The sequence below is a fragment of the Nitrosospira sp. NpAV genome (assembly GCF_000832065.1).
Classification (GTDB): Bacteria; Pseudomonadota; Gammaproteobacteria; order Burkholderiales; family Nitrosomonadaceae; genus Nitrosospira.
Genome location: NZ_JXQM01000007.1, coordinates 97,270 through 114,686 on the forward strand (window position 1 = coordinate 97,270; position 17,417 = coordinate 114,686).

At 54.6% G+C, this 17,417-nt stretch carries 13 protein-coding genes; 8 read left to right on the forward strand and 5 right to left on the reverse strand.

What is annotated here, in order from left to right; all coding sequences use genetic code 11:
• Positions 1-78: 78 nt before the first annotated feature.
• The 5 genes from metH to SQ11_RS05410 form a co-directional block, all read right to left on the reverse strand.
• Entirely contained in the window at positions 79-3,807 is a 3,729-nt protein-coding gene (gene metH / locus SQ11_RS05390; protein ID WP_041513134.1) for a methionine synthase, read from the reverse strand.
• 89 nt (positions 3,808-3,896) lie between these two features.
• The gene (locus SQ11_RS05395) at positions 3,897-5,867 is read right to left on the reverse strand and encodes a flavin monoamine oxidase family protein (RefSeq protein ID WP_041513135.1); all 1,971 of its coding nucleotides are present in this window, start codon (positions 5,865-5,867) and stop codon (positions 3,897-3,899) included.
• A 93-nt stretch (positions 5,868-5,960) separates the two neighbouring features.
• Positions 5,961-7,166: an amidohydrolase family protein gene (locus tag SQ11_RS05400; protein ID WP_041513136.1), complete on the reverse strand. Its 1,206-nt coding sequence runs from the start codon at positions 7,164-7,166 to the stop codon at positions 5,961-5,963.
• Positions 7,167-7,303: 137 nt separating this feature from the next.
• Positions 7,304-8,809 (reverse strand): YifB family Mg chelatase-like AAA ATPase, encoded by a 1,506-nt coding sequence (locus tag SQ11_RS05405; RefSeq protein ID WP_041513137.1) that lies wholly within the window; start codon positions 8,807-8,809, stop codon positions 7,304-7,306.
• A 142-nt stretch (positions 8,810-8,951) separates the two neighbouring features.
• On the reverse strand, positions 8,952-9,242 hold the full coding sequence (locus SQ11_RS05410) for an accessory factor UbiK family protein (RefSeq protein WP_041513138.1): 291 nt from the start codon (positions 9,240-9,242) through the stop codon (positions 8,952-8,954).
• A 100-nt stretch (positions 9,243-9,342) separates the two neighbouring features.
• Here SQ11_RS05410 and SQ11_RS05415 point away from each other — a divergent pair, with 100 nt between their 5' ends.
• From SQ11_RS05415 to purH, 8 genes are all read left to right on the forward strand, one after another.
• A complete protein-coding gene (locus SQ11_RS05415; protein WP_041513139.1) occupies positions 9,343-10,347 on the forward strand; it encodes an aminoglycoside phosphotransferase family protein in 1,005 nt (334 codons plus the stop codon).
• A 34-nt stretch (positions 10,348-10,381) separates the two neighbouring features.
• A complete protein-coding gene (gene murU, locus SQ11_RS05420; protein ID WP_041513220.1) occupies positions 10,382-11,086 on the forward strand; it encodes an N-acetylmuramate alpha-1-phosphate uridylyltransferase MurU in 705 nt (234 codons plus the stop codon).
• Positions 11,087-11,143: 57 nt separating this feature from the next.
• Positions 11,144-12,466 carry a Xaa-Pro aminopeptidase gene (gene pepP, locus SQ11_RS05425; protein WP_041513140.1) on the forward strand — a complete coding sequence of 441 codons (1,323 nt, stop codon included), beginning with the start codon at positions 11,144-11,146 and terminating at the stop codon, positions 12,464-12,466.
• Between the two features lie 22 nt (positions 12,467-12,488).
• Entirely contained in the window at positions 12,489-12,821 is a 333-nt protein-coding gene (locus tag SQ11_RS05430) for a hypothetical protein (RefSeq protein WP_041513141.1), read from the forward strand.
• Between the two features lie 18 nt (positions 12,822-12,839).
• Entirely contained in the window at positions 12,840-14,069 is a 1,230-nt protein-coding gene (locus SQ11_RS05435; RefSeq protein WP_041513142.1) for an FAD-dependent monooxygenase, read from the forward strand.
• 266 nt (positions 14,070-14,335) lie between these two features.
• Complete coding sequence (dusB, locus tag SQ11_RS05440) at positions 14,336-15,349, forward strand: tRNA dihydrouridine synthase DusB (RefSeq protein WP_041513143.1); 1,014 nt, start codon at positions 14,336-14,338, stop codon at positions 15,347-15,349.
• Positions 15,346-15,588, forward strand: a complete 243-nt coding sequence (locus tag SQ11_RS05445; protein ID WP_041513144.1) for a helix-turn-helix domain-containing protein — start codon at positions 15,346-15,348, stop codon at positions 15,586-15,588. Before dusB ends, SQ11_RS05445 begins: the two co-directional genes overlap by 4 nt.
• 164 nt (positions 15,589-15,752) lie before the next feature.
• Positions 15,753-17,324, forward strand: a complete 1,572-nt coding sequence (purH, locus tag SQ11_RS05450; protein WP_041513145.1) for a bifunctional phosphoribosylaminoimidazolecarboxamide formyltransferase/IMP cyclohydrolase — start codon at positions 15,753-15,755, stop codon at positions 17,322-17,324.
• The last annotated feature ends 93 nt before the right edge of the window (positions 17,325-17,417 follow it).

The following is a 17,417-nucleotide window of genomic DNA, read 5'->3' on the forward strand; positions in this document are numbered from 1 at the left end:
ATTGGGTCGAGGCGGATTATTGTTTTCGGGGCGTGTTGGCGGGGAGGAACCCGCTCTCCAGGATCCCGATCCCGCGTATTACTGTCGTTCATAGGCCAGCGTTGGCGCCAGCCATCTCTCCGCTTCTTCCATTGTCCAGCCTTTGCGCCTTGCGTAATCCTCCACCTGATCCTTGTTTATTTTTCCCACGGCGAAATAATCCGCTTCGGGGTGAGAAAAATAGAAACCCGATACCGCCGCCGTAGGGACCATGGCGTAGGATTCGGTCACAATGATGCCAGCGTTTTCCGGCGCTTTCAGCAGTTCAAACAATGGCCCCTTCTCGGTATGGTCGGGACAGGCGGGGTAACCCGGCGCGGGACGGATGCCACGATATTCCTCATTGACAAGTTGCTCATTACTCAGCTTTTCATCTTTGACAAAACCCCAGAATTCGCGCCGCACCCGCCAGTGCATATGTTCGGCAAAAGCTTCCGCCAGGCGGTCGGCCAATGCTTTCAATATAATTGCATTGTAATCGTCATGCGCTTCCTCAAAAGCCTTGACCCGTGCGTCTATGCCGAGTCCGGCAGTCACCGCGAATACGCCGATCGTGTCCCGAATCCCGGTTTCCTTGGGGGCTATAAAGTCAGCCAGGCATAGATTCGGGCGCCCGTCCGGTTTCGTGGTCTGCTGTCGCAGATTGTGGTACGTCATTGCCACCTTGGTACGGGCTTTGTCAGCATAGATCTCGATATCATCGCCATTCACGGTATTTGCGGGAAACAGGCCGACCACGGCATTGGCGCCGAGCCATTTCTGTTCGACAATTTTCTTCAGCATGGCCTGGGCGTCGCGGAATAGCGTGGTGGCAGCCTCCCCCACTATCTCGTCTTGAAGGATCGCCGGATAGCGGCCGGATAATTCCCATGCCTGAAAGAACGGCGTCCAATCGATGTAGGGCACTATTTTTTCCAGCGGGTAATTTCTCAATGACCGCACGCCGATAAAATCCGGTTCGGGCGGCGTGTAGGTTGCCCAGTCGGTTTTAAAAGCATTATTTCGGGCTTCCGCAATAGTCAGCATTGGCGACGGCCCTTTTTTGTTCTTATGCTGGGTACGAACCTTCTCATACTCCGCCTGCAAGCCTTGCACATAATCCGCCCGCAAATCCTGCGACAGCAAATTGCTGCATACACCCACGGCGCGGCTTGCATCCGGCACCCAAACGGTAACCCCTTTGTAATGCGGCGCAACTTTCACGGCGGTGTGGACCCGCGAAGTGGTTGCCCCGCCAATCAGCAGCGGAATGGTAAATCCTTCACGCTGCATTTCCTTCGCCACATGTGCCATTTCTTCCAACGAAGGTGTGATCAGTCCCGACAGACCGATCATGTCGGCATTCTCACGCCGCGCCATCTCCAGAATCTGCGCGCAAGGCACCATGACACCCATGTTCACGACTTCATAGTTATTGCACTGGAGCACAACCGTGACAATGTTTTTGCCGATATCATGGACGTCACCCTTGACGGTGGCGATGACGATCTTTCCCTTGGGTTTGGAATCGCCCGACAATTTTTTCTCAGCCTCGATGAATGGCAGCAAGTGCGCCACCGCCTGTTTCATGACGCGCGCCGACTTGACGACTTGCGGTAAAAACATCTTGCCAGAGCCGAACAGGTCGCCCACCACGTTCATGCCATTCATGAGCGGGCCCTCGATGACCTGGATCGGGCGCCCACCCTGGTTGCTGATTTCGAGCCGCGCCGCCTCGGTATCCTCTACGATATAAGTGGTGATGCCCCTGACCAGCGCGTGAGTCAGACGTTCCTGGATCGGCTGATTGCGCCAGGAAAGATCTTCGACGGTTTCCTTGCTTTTTCCCTTGAAGCTCTCCGCGAATTCCACCAGCCGCTCGGTGGGCGTGACATCCCCTTGGACTGGGCGGTTGAGCAGCACATCCTCGACCCGCTCCAGCAGGTCCTTGGGAATATCGGAATAAACGCCCAACTGCCCGGCGTTGACGATGCCCATGGTCATGCCGGCGTGAACCGCGTGATAAAGGAACGCGGTATGGATCGCCTCGCGAACCGGCTCGTTGCCACGGAAAGAGAATGATACATTCGACACGCCGCCGCTTACCTTGGCATAGGGCAGGGTTTGCTTGATGATGCGCGTGGCTTCGATGAAATCGACGCCGTAATTGTTGTGCTCCTCGATGCCGGTCGCGACCGCAAAAATGTTGGGATCAAAAATAATGTCTTCAGGCGGAAAACCTATCTGATCAACAAGAATGCGATAGCAACGCTTGCAAATCTCCACCTTGCGTTCCTTCGTATCGGCCTGCCCCGATTCATCGAATGCCATCACGATGACCGCCGCACCATAGCGGCGCGCAAGTTTCGCATGTTCGATGAACTCCGCTTCACCTTCCTTCAAGCTGATGGAGTTGATGATGGCCTTGCCTTGCACGCATTTGAGTCCCGCTTCAATCACGGACCATTTGCTCGAATCTATCATGACCGGTACACGGCTGATATCCGGTTCGGCGGCAATAAGGTTCAGGAACGTCACCATCGCCTTCTGCGAATCGAGCATCGCCTCATCCATGTTGATGTCGATGATCTGCGCGCCATTTTCCACCTGGTTGCGGGCAACGCTCAGCGCCTCCGCATAATTATTACCCAGTATCAGGCGGGCGAAGGCCTTCGAGCCGGTGACATTGGTTCGCTCGCCCACATTCACGAAGAGTGAGTCATCACCGATGCTAAGTGGTTCAAGGCCTGATAGCCGCAGTTTTTTGGGAACGTCGGGAACGGCTCGCGGCGCGATGTCGCTTACCGCATCGGCAATGGCTTTAATGTGTGCGGGGGTGGTACCGCAGCAGCCGCCGACGATATTGACAAAACCTGATTGCGCAAACCCCTTGATCAGGCTCGCGGTATATTCCGGCGATTCGTCATAGCCGGTCTCCGCCAGCGGATTAGGCAGGCCCGCATTGGGATGCGCACTGACATATACACCGGCCACCCGCGATAGCTCTTCGATATAGGGGCGCATCAGCTCCGCTCCTAAAGCGCAGTTAAGTCCCACTGATAGTGGACGCGCGTTACTCACGGAATTCCAGAAGGCTTCAGGCGTCTGTCCGGAGAGTGTGCGGCCGGAAGCATCCGTAATGGTCGCCGAGATCATGACGGGGACGCGCATGCCGTGAATGTCGAAATATTGATCAACGGCAAACAGGGCGGCCTTGGCATTCAGGGTATCGAAAATGGTTTCCACCAGGATGATGTCGGCACCGCCATCAATCAATCCGCTAATGGAAACCGAGTAATCCGCCACCAGTTGATCGAAGGTGATACCGCGAAACCCCGGGTCGTTCACATCCGGCGAGATCGACGCCGTTTTGGTGGTCGGCCCAAGAACCCCCGCGACGAAGCGTGGCTTATCAGGGGTTTTCGCTTCCATTGCCTGCGCCGCTTCGCGCGCCAGTTTGGCTCCCGCAAAATTAAGTTCGTATACCAGATCTTCCATATGGTAATCCGACATCGAGGCCGCAGTGGAATTGAAAGTATTGGTCTCGATGATGTCGGCACCCGCTTCCAGATAGCCGGTGTGGATGGAATGGATAATCTGCGGCTGGGTGAGCGTCAGCAGATCGTTATTGCCTTTGAGATCATGCGGAAAATCGGCAAAACGCGACCCGCGATAATCCGCCTCGTCAAGTTTGTGGCTCTGGATCATCGTGCCCATGGCGCCATCCAGCATCAGGATGCGGCGGGATAGGAGGTCTTGCAGTAATGCGGTACGGGGATGTTCGTTCATGACTCGGCGGATTCCGGTGGAGGCTGAATTCTATCATGCCCCCGCCGCTATTTTGCCCGAGCTAACCGGGAATGGCGTGAACTGCTGCTTCAGCGGGCGGAGTTTGCCTGCTTTTCAATGCTGCGTAGAGCCCGCCTTGCGGATCGGAGCGAACCTTCGATGAACCCCTGGTAGTCAGAAAACGCTTCCCCGCAAACATGGATATTCTTTTGTTCCGGCGAATCCGGATTCAAGGAGAATGCCTCAAGGAAATCAATATGTCTCCAGGACATCACGCCTGGCAGCCATCCATGCGCCGCGGCGCCAAAGGGTTTCTTGCCCCAGTCGCGCATCCCGCAGGCGAGGAGGCGGTCCTGGGTAAAATCATGGTGCTCATAGTCCCTCGCAAACTGCACAAAACGCTGCCACAATCGGGGGTAATCCGGTTCCTTCACAACAGCCGGATTTTCGTCACCAAAGTATAGCGCTTGAGACGGATCTCGAGCATCTTGATGAAGAGGTTCTTTTTTCAACTTCAAGAACCAGGTTTTGGCTATTTCCTGGCTCTCAAGCTGAGGATCTTCCGATGGCGTTTGATTGGGTTCATTGTGATCGCTCTCTAAGGTTCTCAGGTAATCAGACCAGAATGTAATCGCCGGACGGTCTGTGTAGACCATGATCAGTCCCTTTGTTCCATCGCTGCTTTTTACATAGAGCAACTCGCGCGTAGGGATATCCGCGGCATAGCGGTTAAGAGGCCTGTTGTCTTCCCACCAGGGCCTTTCGATTACGAAGAAGCACTTTAACAGTGGAAGGCAGGCAACGGCATTCAGAGCTTCTTCGAGTCTTTTTTGCGGTGGTTTTCCATTCCAGGACATCTTTTCGAGTGGCTGCTTGGGCAAAGCAAGAATCACTCTTCGCGCCTTGATGACTTCCTTCTCGTTTTCCATGATGACATTCACCTCATCACCATCGGATTGAAGGCCCAATACTTTTCTGCCTCTCTGAACGCATAATGAAGGATTATTTTTTCCTTCCTCATAAAGTTTTTCGAGGAGCTTCCAGATAATCCGGCTCATTCCTCCGCGAATACCGCGAAGCGATCCAGTGCTGCGAATCGCTCTAAGCCAGAAAATGATCCATTCCGCGGCATTCAAGTTTTCATGCACAAAGTGGTAGTAACTTCCCCAGTCTCTTATCTTGACCACAGCGTAGTGGCTTAGCACATCGCTGAGAACATTCCAGAAACCGAGGTTCCACAGCGGTTGATCTCTGAAACGGGCAGTTTTTCTAAACGCTTCCAGGTCTTCGTCAGTAATATTCTGGATCCATTCGAGCAATTCTCCTTTCCAGTAGTGGCGATAAAAGAATGCTTCTTCCGTTAAATTTCTCCACTGTTCATTGGCTGCGCTCTTCTTCCATGGCGCTTCTGCGTTATCGAGATGGACGAGCTCGAAGATGCGCTTGAGGGCCAGTATCATCAAGTCAAAGGGCGTTTTTTGCTTGGCTTCCTCTTCCTGGAGCGTAAACCGAGGCTCCATGGGATCTTCCGACGCATAGGAAGAGAACGGTACCAGATCGTCCAGACTCTCTTCATCACCGGGCACCTGTTCTTTGATTCCCAGTTCGTCCAGCAATGCGTGCAATAACGGCTGGTCACGCGGCTCTATTCTCATGGGCCCGAATTCTGCACGAAAATATTCAATCCTGGATCGCTTTTCAGCATCTTTGCCATCTTTTTCCATGGCCTGTCTTTCGGTGGGGCCTCTATAGGGAGATTGCTTGTCGCCTTGTGGCTCAAGAGGATCAGGCTTGCCGCTGGTAAAATCCCAGTTACAGGGGTCCCAGGTATCGTCGAATCCGATGGCTTCCCCATTTTTCTCATCAGTTCTCAGCAACGACCAGGTTTCTATGCGGCCCCCAAACCGGTTCGAAGCTTCGAGAAGGAGAATACTATTGATGCTGAGCGATTCACGCTGCTTAATCAGCTCGTGGCAACAATACAAACCCGCAATCCCGCCGCCAACGATCACGACGTCATAGGGTGCGGCGGCTCGCTTACCGGTTTTATTGTTTGGCATGTAGTTCTCTCAAAAGATTTGGTTCTGAATATTGGAAAAAAACGCGTCAGCTAATCCGATCCCCTGTACTGCCTGATTTTGTTTTGATCTATTTTACTTTCTAACCAGCACACCGTCCCTGACAACACATTTACCCGCTTTATATACCGAGCGATGCTTCGGCACTGACACGACGGCCTCAGGGATATGTTCCGCGTTGAGCGTCACGAAGTCGGCATTTGCGTTCTTGCGCAATCCATAATCGGTGAATCCGAGCGCTTTTGCGCCTGCTTCGGTCACGACATCGAAGGCGACGCGGAGATCGTTGTCCGTATAGAAGCCTGAACGATAGCCAATCATCATGGCCCGACCCAGCATATCGCCATCCCCATAGGGCCACCAGGAATCGCGGATATTATCGCTGCCGCTGAAAACGGTAACGCCCGCCCTGCGCAATTCCAGGATGGGTGGAAAGGAGCGGTCCCCCGGCGCATTGGTCATGATCGCAATGCCCGCCTCGGCAAGGATCTGCGCGGTGCGACTGACAACATCGGGCGAAACCTCGCCGAGCGCATAGGCGTGGCTGACGGCAACATGGCCTTGCATGCCCAGTGCGCGGGTACGGGCGGCAATTTCTTCCAGTTCGAAGATGCCAAGCCTATTGGGATCGTGAAGGTGAATATCGATATCGACGTCGCGCTTCTCGGCAATACCGAAAACCACATCGAGATGTGCCTTGGCCTCTCTATCGAACGAAGCAGGGTCGAGTCCGCCGATCACGTTACAGCCCATATCGAAGGCGGCATCCAGCAGTTCTGCCGTACCCGGGCAGGTGATGATGCCATTCTGCGGAAAGGCGGCAAGTTGGATATCAATAATATCCCGATATTCTTCACGGACAGCGAGTAGGGTTTCAAGGGATTTGAGACCGGTGACTGCATCCACCATGACGTGGCTGCGCATATGTGTCGATCCATTGGCAATACAGAGCTCAAGCTGGCTGCGGGCGCGCTCGGCCATTGGCGCCGCCTCAGCGAGGTTCCGGCGCTGGAATTCGACACGTTCGCGCACGTCAAACCCGGCGGTGCATGCTTTGTGGGGCTTCCAGGCATCTCCATAAAAGCTGGTGTCAAGATGGATATGGCCTTCGACGAAACCCGGGACAACCAGCGCCCCGCCGAGATCGACGACATGGTTCGCCGGGATGTTTATGCCGCTACCGGATTCGATAGAAATAATCTTGCCATCCTTGACGGCGATGGATGAAAGCGTGCCATCAAAGAGCTTTGCACCCCGAAACAGCGTATCGGCGTTTTGCATCAAAAAACTCCATAAAACCTAAATCCGGTAGTAGCGGTCCCCCCTAGAAAGTGAGAGACGAACAATATGAAATATTTGTTATTGCCGGATCGTATTCAATTTCAAATGACTGCTAGCGCATTTGCATAGTTTCACATCTAATTTCTGTCCAGTCTCCGGTACTGCACCGCTTCCGCGATATGTGTACTGGCTATACCGTCGCTTGCCGCCAGATCGGCGATGGTGCGGGCCACTTTCAGTACGCGATGATAAGCCCGTGCGGAAAAATTCAGGCGGCTGATGGCCTGTTTGAGTAAATTCTCGCCCAACGTATCCGGTACGCAGTATTTGTCGATTTCCTTTACCGTCAGCCGCGCATTGGCCTTGTCCTGACGTGTCAATTGCCGCTGATGCGCGGATTCAACCCGCTGCCTGACCATATCGCTTGATTCGCTCTGGGTCTGGCGCATCAAATCTTCCTGCGGTACGGCGGTTACCTCGATCTGTATGTCGATGCGGTCGAGCAGGGGACCGGAAATTTTGCCGCGATAGCGTGCCACCTGGTCGGGAGTGCAGCGGCATTTTCCACTGTAATGCCCGAGGTAACCGCAAGGACAGGGATTCATCGCCGCGATCAATTGGAACCGGGCGGGGAAGTCGGCCTGGCGTGCCGCGCGTGATATGGTGATGCGTCCCGATTCCAGCGGCTCGCGCAGGACTTCGAGCACTTTGCGGTCAAATTCCGGCAACTCATCTAGAAATAATACGCCATTCATTGCCAGCGAAATCTCACCGGGGCGGGGATTGCTGCCGCCACCCACCAGGGCCACGCCCGAGGCGGTATGGTGTGGTGAACGGTATGGGCGGCGTTTCCAGCGTGCAATGTTGAAGCCGCCACTGCTCAGGGATTGCATCGCGGCGGATTCAAGGGCCTCATCGTCAGTCATGGATGGCAGAATGCCGGGGAAGCGCGCCGCCAGCATGGATTTACCCGTGCCGGGCGGACCCACCATCAACACACTATGGTTCCCGGCTGCTGCAATTTCCAGCGCGCGCTTGGCATGCGCCTGGCCTTTGACTTCTTCCATGCCGGGATATCGAGGCACGTCAGCTGCGTTTGCCCTGTCATCCGCGGTATAACGCTGCAATGGCTCGCGCCCGGCAAGGTGGGCGCAAATCTGCAATAACGATGTCGCGGGATAGACCACCGACTCCTTGACCAAGGCCGCCTCGGCGGCATTCTGCTGTGGCAGCACGAAACTGCGGCCCGAAAGCGATGCCCCGTAAGTCATCGCCAATGCGCCGCGTATTGCACGTAATTCTCCGGTCAGCGCAAGTTCCCCCGCCCATTCATACTGATCAAGTTTATTCGAGGGAATTTGACCCGTTGCCGCGAGGATGCCCAATGCAATGGGGAGATCAAAACGTCCGCTTTCCTTGGGCAGATCGGCGGGGGCGAGATTGACGGTAATGCGTCGGGCGGGAAATTCAAATTGAGCATTTTGCAATGCCGCCCGCACCCTGTCTTTGCTTTCCTTTACTTCCGCTTCCGGTAGTCCGACGATGGTGAAACTGGGTAGACCATTGGCGATATGAGCTTCCACCGTAACCAGCGGAGACTCCATGCCCGAGATAGCGCGGCTATAAAGAATAGCGAGCGGCATGCAAACAAATTCTCAATCAGGGATCAATAGGATCAACATGAGTCATTGCGGATTGCGGTTGACCGAGCGGTATTTTCACATTGGCAAACTCGTTGCAATTTTTATTGCATGCATGAATTCTCCTCGGTTTGAGGCTTGCGTGTTATTCCGTTTCCGTGAGGTCATCCAGTGTCTCCACTGGAGTGTCCAGGCTGTCTGATTTCGTGGGATTCTCCAGCCCGGCGATCCTTGCTTCCAGCATGGTCAATTTCTCGCGCGTGCGTTTCAAGACTTCCTGTTGCACCTCGAATTCGTCCCGCGTCACCAGATCTAGCCGGGTGAACATTCCCGACAGCATAACTCTCAGATTCTTCTCTACATCCTTCACGGGGCTCTGCGCGAGCAGTTCGTTAACCTTGGTTACGATTTCGTCCAATACTTTTTGGTTGAGCATGATTTTCTCCATGATTGCCGCTCGTCATCCGACCGATGAGGAGTGTTGCATGATGCTAAAATCTCATACTTCTGGCATTTAGGCAAATCAGTGGATTACCATGGAGCGCTTGCAACTTCTGGAAAACTGGATCAGGACACAGTTTCCCGATAAAAGCTACACATTGTCGCCGGCTTCCGCCGATGCGAGTTTCCGGCGTTATTTTCGCGCAACTTTCAGCGACGGAACATTGATCGCGATGGATGCGCCGCCGCAGCAGGAAGATTGCGCGCCTTTTGTGCATGTGGCGGAACTATTCGCTGCCGCCGGCGCGCATGTGCCCGCCGTATTGGCGCGGGATCTGGCGCAGGGTTTCCTGCTGCTTTCGGATCTCGGAAGCACCACTTACCTTCAGGCGCTGAGCAGTGATCCCGATAGCGCCGACCGCCTGTATCGCGATGCGGTGGCGGCGCTCCTTAAAATCCAGTTGGCAAGCCGTCCGGATATGCTGCCGGAGTATGATGAAGCGTTATTGCGGAGGGAGCTCGATCTCTTCCCGGACTGGTATGTGGCGAAGCATTTGCAGATAGCACTTGGAGCAAGCCAGAAAGCGTTGCTTGATACGATTTTCCAGCAAATTATGCGGAATAACTTGGCTCAAGCCAGAGTATTCGTGCATCGTGACTACCATTCGCGCAATCTGATGGTTACGACTCCCAATCCCGGCATTCTCGATTTCCAGGACGCGGTTTATGGCCCCATTACCTACGACCTGGCATCGCTGTTCAAGGATGCTTATATCTTTTGGGACGAGGAACGTATCCTGGACTGGATAATACGCTACTGGGAAGAGGCGCGGAAAGCGGGATTGCCGGTGGCTGCGGATTTTGCTGATTTTTACCGTGATTTTGAATGGATGGGCGTACAGCGCCATATCAAGGTACTGGGAATATTCGCGCGCCTGTATCACCGCGACGGCAAAGCGGGCTATCTCAGGGACATGCCGCTGGTAATGGCATACTTGCGCAAGGCCTGCGAGCGTTACCGCGAACTTAATCCTCTGCTGACACTGCTGGATGGGCTGGAAAACAAGCCGCCGGAAGCAAAAGTTGGCTACACATTCTGAATTGGCGCCGTTCAATCTGAATAGGTTCAAGGCCATGATTCTGGCCGCGGGACGCGGCGAGCGCATGCGCCCCCTGACCGATGCGTTGCCCAAACCGTTGCTGCGGGCAGGGGGCAAATCGCTGATTGAGTATCATCTTGAGAACCTCGCGCGCGCGGGTTTTGTTGAAGTGGTTATTAATCATGCTCATCTGGGCCAGATGATCGAGGCTGCCCTGGGCGATGGAAAACATTACGGGATCGGCATCCGTTATTCGCGTGAGCCGGTTGCGCTGGAAACCGCCGGCGGCATCGCCCAGGCGCTGACTATTCTGCACAAGGGGTCAGCTGATGGAGAACAGCCGTTCGTGACGGTGAATGCCGACATCTATTGCGGAATCGATTTTTCGATACTATTGCCGGTCCTGCGGCATATGCAAACCCATCCTGATGCAGATCTGGCGCATTTGGTGCTGGTGGATAACCCGATCCATCATCCTGGTGGTGATTTTGCCTTCGATTCGGGTAGAGTGATGCTTTCAGAAAAAAATACGCTCACTTTTAGCGGAATCGGTGTGTATCAACCCAGACTGTTTAAGGATGTCGTACCTGGCACAGTGGCAAAACTTGCGCCACTGCTGCGCCAGGCAATTGCGGCAGGAAAAGTCGGCGGCCAACATTATCGAGGCGCATGGGTAGACGTGGGTACGCCGGAACGCCTGCACTCGCTCGATATCCGGTTAAGTAAGGGATCGGGATGAGAATTTCTGCCTCGACACTTGCTTTGCATTATCCGGCAAATACTGTAAAAATTAGTGATGATCCCAGTTAAATCATTCCGTGAGCGGCGGCGGCATTTGGCATCCCAGATGCAAAAGGGCGTTGCCATCATTCCCACTGCGCCGGAACAGGTGCGGAATCGCGACGCATATTTTCCCTATCGTTTCGACAGCTATTTTTATTACCTGACGGGCTTTCGCGAACCGGAGGCGGTGCTGGTGATTGTGGCGGAGAGCGATGAAAAAGAATCCAAACATATCCTTTTCTGCCGCGACAAAGATCTGGAGCGGGAAATCTGGGATGGTTTCCGCTATGGCCCCGGGGCTGCGCGAGAAATATTCGATTTCGATGAGGCATACCCTATTTTCAGGCTGGACGACATGCTGCCGAGCCTGCTGGCAAACCACTCTACCGTGTTTTGCTCGTTGGGACACGATACCGCATGGGATACGCGTGTGACCGGCTGGATCAATCAGGTACGGCAACAGGCGCGCAGCGGGGTCACCGCGCCCGCCAGAATTGATGATGTCCGGCCCTTGCTGGATGAGATGCGTCTATTCAAAAGCGCGGAAGAGCTTCAGGTCATGCGCCGCGCGGCCGAGATTTCCAGTGGCGCCCATCGCCGCGCAATGCGGGAAACCCGGCCCGGTATGAGCGAATATGAAGTGGAGGCTGGGTTGCTGCACGAGTTCCGCCGTCATGGCGCGCAAGCACCCGCCTATACATCTATCGTTGCAGGCGGCGCCAATGCCTGTGTATTGCATTATGTCGAGAACAATGCCTGTCTGAATAGCGGCGATTTGTTACTCATCGACGCCGGCTGCGAGGTGGATGGTTATGCATCCGACATTACGCGTACATTCCCGGTGGATGGAAAATTCAGTTCGGCGCAAAAGGATTTGTATCAACTGGTGCTGTCGGCGCAGGCGGCGGCGATAAGCGCGGTGCAGCCAGGCAATTCCTGGGATGCGCCGCATGAAGCGGCACTGCGGGTGCTGGTCCAGGGTTTTATAGATTTAGGTCTGTGCCAGGGTAGCCTGGATACAGTCATACAATCGGAAGACTATAAGCGCTTTTACATGCATCGCACCGGTCACTGGCTGGGACTCGATGTGCACGACCCAGGTGAATACAAGCGCGATGGGGAATGGCGTCCACTGCAACCGGGAATGACCCTGACGGTGGAACCGGGTTGCTACGTCCGCCCCGCGGATAATGTGCCTCGTCATTTCTGGGATATCGGCGTGCGTATCGAAGATGATGTGGCGGTAACAGAAACCGGATGCGAAGTATTGACGCCGGCTGCCCCCAAGACGGTGGTGGAGATTGAAGAATTGATGCAGGAAAGGAAAGATCAATAGTCTAACTGCCGGATTCAGGATAATGAATGAAGATAGAAAGATAGTCATAAGACGCATCATCCGGAATGAGAAAACGGGCATGCCCGAAGAGGAGATTGTGCATGTGTCTCCTGGCAGCCGATGGGCGGCTTACCTGCTCCTTATTCCCGTATTGATTGCCATGGCTGTTTTGGGCGTTTTCTTCTTTACCGCTTTTCTTGCCTTATTCGCCATAGCCGCCGCTGGTATTTCATTTCGGTTATGGTGGCTGCGGCGTAAGTTACGTAAAGCCAGGGAAATGGAGGAAGGAGAATATGTGGTAATCGAGGATGCGGAAATTGTCGAAGAACGAACGGACAAACCACACACTAAATAAGCCCTAAATGTACGACATATGAGCCGCGAAAAAATCACGCTGAAGCACGAGTATGACCTTATCATTATTGGTGGTGGCCCGGTAGGCATGGCGCTGGCATTGGCATTGCGCGGCAGTGGCGTGTCCGCCCTGCTGCTGGAAGCGCGCGGGTTACCCGAGAAAACGGAAGACTCCCGTCCGTTGGCGTTGTCCCACGGCAGCCGGCTTATTTTAGAGCGTTTGGGCGTATGGAAGCCATTACCGGATGTTACGCCCATTACGACCATTCATATCTCCAATCGCGGGGGTTTCGGCCGAACCGTCATGACCGCCGACGATATTGGTGTGCCGGCTTTGGGTTATGTAATCAATCACCATGATGTATTCCGGTCCATGCATAAGGCGCTGAAAAAATGTGACGTCGATTATCTGACCGGGGCGCAGGTGACGCAATTGGAAACCGGAATTGAATCGGGGCGGATTGAATTTCAGCATGATGGAGTGGCGAAACAAGCCGTCGGCCGGCTGCTGGTGCTGGCGGATGGCGGCCGCCTCACTGCGAAAATCGACGGCGTGACCCAGCATGTGCATGACTATCAGCAATGGGCGGTTGTCGCGCGTATCAAAAGTGAGTGCGCTCCGAAAATAACCGGCCGTGGCGGGAGCGAATTCACGCGTTCTCCCGCTCAGGCAGGCGTGGCCTATGAACGTTTCACCCCGGATGGCCCGGTGGCACTCCTGCCTTCAGGCGAGTATTTTGCCTTGGTGTGGACCGTTTCTCCCTCAGCGGCCCAGGAGATTCTTGCTTTGGACGATGCGGCGTTTCTTGTCCGGTTACATGAGCATTTCGGCGATCGTCTCGGCAAACTCGTCGAGGCCGGTAAGCGTTCCGGCTTTCCTCTCGTGCTTAAATACGCCACCCCCGTCACGGCTTGCCGTGCGGTATTGATCGGCAATGCCGCACAAACGCTGCATCCGGTTGCCGGGCAAGGTTTTAATCTGGGTTTGCGTGATGCCTGGGAACTGGCTGACGAAGTTATCTCGGCTCCCGCTGAGACAGGAACTCCCGCAATGCTTGCGAGATATCGTTACAGGCGCCGGATGGATAGCGGCGGCGGGCGGTTATTCACTGATTCCCTGGTGAAACTTTTTTCCAATGACGATCCTGTATTGGGAAGCGTGCGCAGCGTCGGGTTAAGTGCGCTGGATTGCCTTCCGCAAGCCAAGCGTTTCGTTGCCCGGCGCATGATGTTTGGTGCTAGAGGTTAACTCGTAAAAAATGTTTGTCGAGATGAAGCAGTGAGTTTCGCAATCAATTAAGTTTGTATATTTCCCCAAACCTCACGGGGGCTACAGTAAATATTAACTGGCGTCACCTGTAAAATCTTACATCTATCCATTGTCACCGCATAACGATACGCTTACGCGTACTCGTCGCCAACGCGCTACGTGAATTTCAATAGCCTGTTAAAATAAAATTGTAACGCTTATCCTCCATCTCCCGGGTTAGCTCCCCACTATTTAAAAGTAGAAGCATGCGGATCGGTCCTCATATTCTTAAAAACAATCTTATCGTCGCACCCATGGCGGGGGTGACCGATCGCCCCTTCCGGCAGTTATGCAAGAGTATGGGGGCGGGCATGGCTGTGTCGGAAATGGTATCGAGCAACTCCTTGTTGTGGGGTTCCGAAAAAACCCGGAGACGCGCCAATCATGAAGGAGAGGTTGATCCCATTTCGGTGCAAATTGCGGGTGCAGACCCGGCCATGATGGCTGAAGCCGCACGCTACAATGTGGCGCAAGGGGCACAGATCATAGATATCAATATGGGCTGTCCGGCCAAGAAAATCTGCAACGTAATGGCGGGCTCCGCATTGTTGCAGGATCAACCGCTGGTGGGAAAGATACTTGATGCCGTGGTGGGCGCGGTAAATGTTCCTGTCACGCTAAAGATCCGCACCGGTTGGGATACACAGCATAGAAATGCGCTGGCGGTGGCGAACATTGCCGAGAGCGCGGGGGTCCAGGCGCTGGCTATTCATGGACGTACCCGCGCTTGCGCTTATGCGGGGCATGCCGAGTACGACACCATCGCCGAGGTAAAGGCTGTGGTGAAAATTCCGGTCATCGCCAACGGCGATATCACTACGCCTGAAGAGGCAAGGCGGGTACTCGACTACACCGGGGCCGATGCCGTCATGATCGGCCGCGCTGCCCAGGGCCGGCCATGGATATTTCGTGAGATCAGCCACTATCTCGCCACCGGCAAGCATCTCCAGCTACCGGAAGTGAGTGAGATCCATCGAGTGCTCATCAAGCATTTGCATGAGCTATATGATTTTTACGGTGAGTATTCCGGTGTGCGCGTCGCCCGCAAGCATATCTCCTGGTATACCAAAGGTCTGGTCGGCTCTGCTGTATTTCGTCATGCAATGAATCAATTGCAAACGACAGATCAGCAGGTGCTGGCGGTTAACGAATTTTTTAGTGAGCTTGCCGGCCACGGCCGGCGCTTGACTTACGTTGAGCCCGAGGAGTTGGTCGCATGAGCATTATTAACGAGAACGAAATCGCCCGCTGCGTGCGCGAAGCGGTGAACGGTTATTTCAACGATCTGGATGGTGAAAAGCCTCATGCCATCTACGAAATGGTAATACATAGCGTGGAGAAGCCCTTGATCGAACTGGTGATGAACCACGCCAAGGGAAATCAGACGCGTGCCGCCGAGTTGCTCGGTATCAATCGCAATACGCTGCGCAATAAAATGAAGCAGTATCAGATCAAATAGGCCATGTAGCCTAGCCCGGTACGATAGTGCGAGGATCTGTGGATAGGTCGGGCGGTACATTCGGCTATAATCCTGATCCGGCGGTGGGTTGCCTGCTTGCCGGTTTAGTAATTTAAGTTGTAAAAATTTTCATCTGACTAGCGGATTCAGGATAATTCTAATAAATGACGATTAAACAAGCCCTCATCAGCGTTTCCGAAAAAACCGGAATTGTCGAGTTTGCGCGTGAGTTGCGCCGCCTGGGAGTGATCATTCTTTCCACCGGCGGTACCGCCAAGCTGCTGAAGGATGCCGGCCTGACCGTTACCGAAGTAAGCGATTACACCGGCTTTCCCGAGATGCTCGACGGGCGGGTAAAAACCCTGCATCCGAAAATCCATGCGGGCATCCTGGCGCGGAAGGACGCGCCCGAACACATGGTGGCGATGGAAAAGGCGGGGATTTCCGGCATTGAGCTGGTGGTGGTGAATCTTTATCCCTTCAGCCAAACCGTGGCCCGTTCCGATTGCAGCCTGGAAGAGGCCATCGAGAATATTGATATCGGCGGTCCCACCATGGTGCGAGCCGCGGCAAAGAACTATAAGAGCGTGACGATCGTTACCGATCCGGAGGATTATGCGCCACTGTTGGAGGAGATGAAATCCACCGGCGGCGCAGTGAGGCAGGAAGTCCGTTTCCAGCTTGCCTGCAAGGCCTTCTCGCATACCGCTGCCTACGATAGCGCCATCAGCAATTATCTTACTTCGATCGATCCGAAGGATGAGCAACGTGGACAGCGCCAGGCGTTTCCCGAGCGCCTCAATCTTAATTTCAGCATTGGCCAGCATTTGCGTTACGGTGAAAATCCCCATCAGCAGGCGGCCTTTTATCGCGACCTCGCGCCCGCCCCCGGCAGCCTTGCCAGCTACACTCAATTGCAGGGTAAGGAATTGTCGTACAACAATATCGCCGATGCCGATGCTGCTTGGGAATGTGTCAAGACGTTTGATTCCCCTGCCTGTGTCATCATCAAGCATGCCAACCCCTGCGGCGTGGCTGTGGCCGATACACCACTTGCGGCTTATCAGCTGGCGTTTGCCACTGATCCCACTTCCGCTTTTGGCGGCATCATCGCTTTCAATCGCGCGCTCGACGGCGCCGCGGCCGAGGCGGTGATCAAGCAGTTTGTCGAAGTGATCATCGCGCCGGAATTAAGCGACGACGCAAAACAGATTCTCGCCCGAAAAACTAACGTGCGCGTGCTGACCTTGCCGCTCCAGGCGGGAGGCAATGCTTTCGACTTCAAGCGCGTGGGCGGCGGATTGCTGGTGCAAACGCCGGATAACCTCAACGTCGCCGCGGCGCAACTGAAAGTCGTGACCAAGATACAACCGACGCCGCAGCAGTTGCAGGATCTGTTGTTTGCGTGGCGCGTGGCGAAGTTCGTCAAATCCAATGCTATCGTGTATTGCGCCCATGGCCAGACGCTGGGCGTAGGCGCGGGACAGATGAGCCGTGTGGATAGCGCCCGCATTGCTTCCATCAAAGCGCAGAATGCAGGACTCGCGCTCACCGGTTCGGTCGTTGCCTCGGATGCATTTTTCCCGTTCCGCGATGGACTGGATGTCGTCGTTCAGGCGGGTGCGAAGGCGGTCATCCAGCCTGGCGGCAGTGTGCGCGATGAAGAAGTGATTGCCGCCGCGGATGAGCAGGGCGTGGCGATGGTATTGACCGGCGCGCGGCACTTCAGACATTGAGGCGCTGGGAGTGGTGTGCCTGGTATTGCGAAGACCACCACTAAAGTCCAGGACCGCGAAGCGGATGCTCGCAAAACTTGAATGTAGAGACAC

Bases quoted from the DNA above. Each gene is read 5' to 3' on its own strand.
- SQ11_RS05415 (WP_041513139.1), top strand. From the start codon at position 9,343: ATGGAGCGCTTGCAACTTCTGGAAAACTGGATCAGGACACAGTTTCCC.
- murU (WP_041513220.1), top strand. From the start codon at position 10,382: ATGATTCTGGCCGCGGGACGCGGCGAGCGCATGCGCCCCCTGACCGAT.
- dusB (WP_041513143.1), top strand. From the start codon at position 14,336: ATGCGGATCGGTCCTCATATTCTTAAAAACAATCTTATCGTCGCACCC.
- purH (WP_041513145.1), top strand. From the start codon at position 15,753: ATGACGATTAAACAAGCCCTCATCAGCGTTTCCGAAAAAACCGGAATT.
- SQ11_RS05410 (WP_041513138.1), bottom strand. From the start codon at position 9,242: ATGCTCAACCAAAAAGTATTGGACGAAATCGTAACCAAGGTTAACGAA.
- SQ11_RS05395 (WP_041513135.1), bottom strand. From the start codon at position 5,867: ATGCCAAACAATAAAACCGGTAAGCGAGCCGCCGCACCCTATGACGTC.
- pepP (WP_041513140.1), top strand. From the start codon at position 11,144: ATGATCCCAGTTAAATCATTCCGTGAGCGGCGGCGGCATTTGGCATCC.
- metH (WP_041513134.1), bottom strand. From the start codon at position 3,807: ATGAACGAACATCCCCGTACCGCATTACTGCAAGACCTCCTATCCCGC.
- SQ11_RS05445 (WP_041513144.1), top strand. From the start codon at position 15,346: ATGAGCATTATTAACGAGAACGAAATCGCCCGCTGCGTGCGCGAAGCG.
- SQ11_RS05400 (WP_041513136.1), bottom strand. From the start codon at position 7,166: ATGCAAAACGCCGATACGCTGTTTCGGGGTGCAAAGCTCTTTGATGGC.
- SQ11_RS05405 (WP_041513137.1), bottom strand. From the start codon at position 8,809: ATGCCGCTCGCTATTCTTTATAGCCGCGCTATCTCGGGCATGGAGTCT.
- SQ11_RS05430 (WP_041513141.1), top strand. From the start codon at position 12,489: ATGAATGAAGATAGAAAGATAGTCATAAGACGCATCATCCGGAATGAG.
- SQ11_RS05435 (WP_041513142.1), top strand. From the start codon at position 12,840: ATGAGCCGCGAAAAAATCACGCTGAAGCACGAGTATGACCTTATCATT.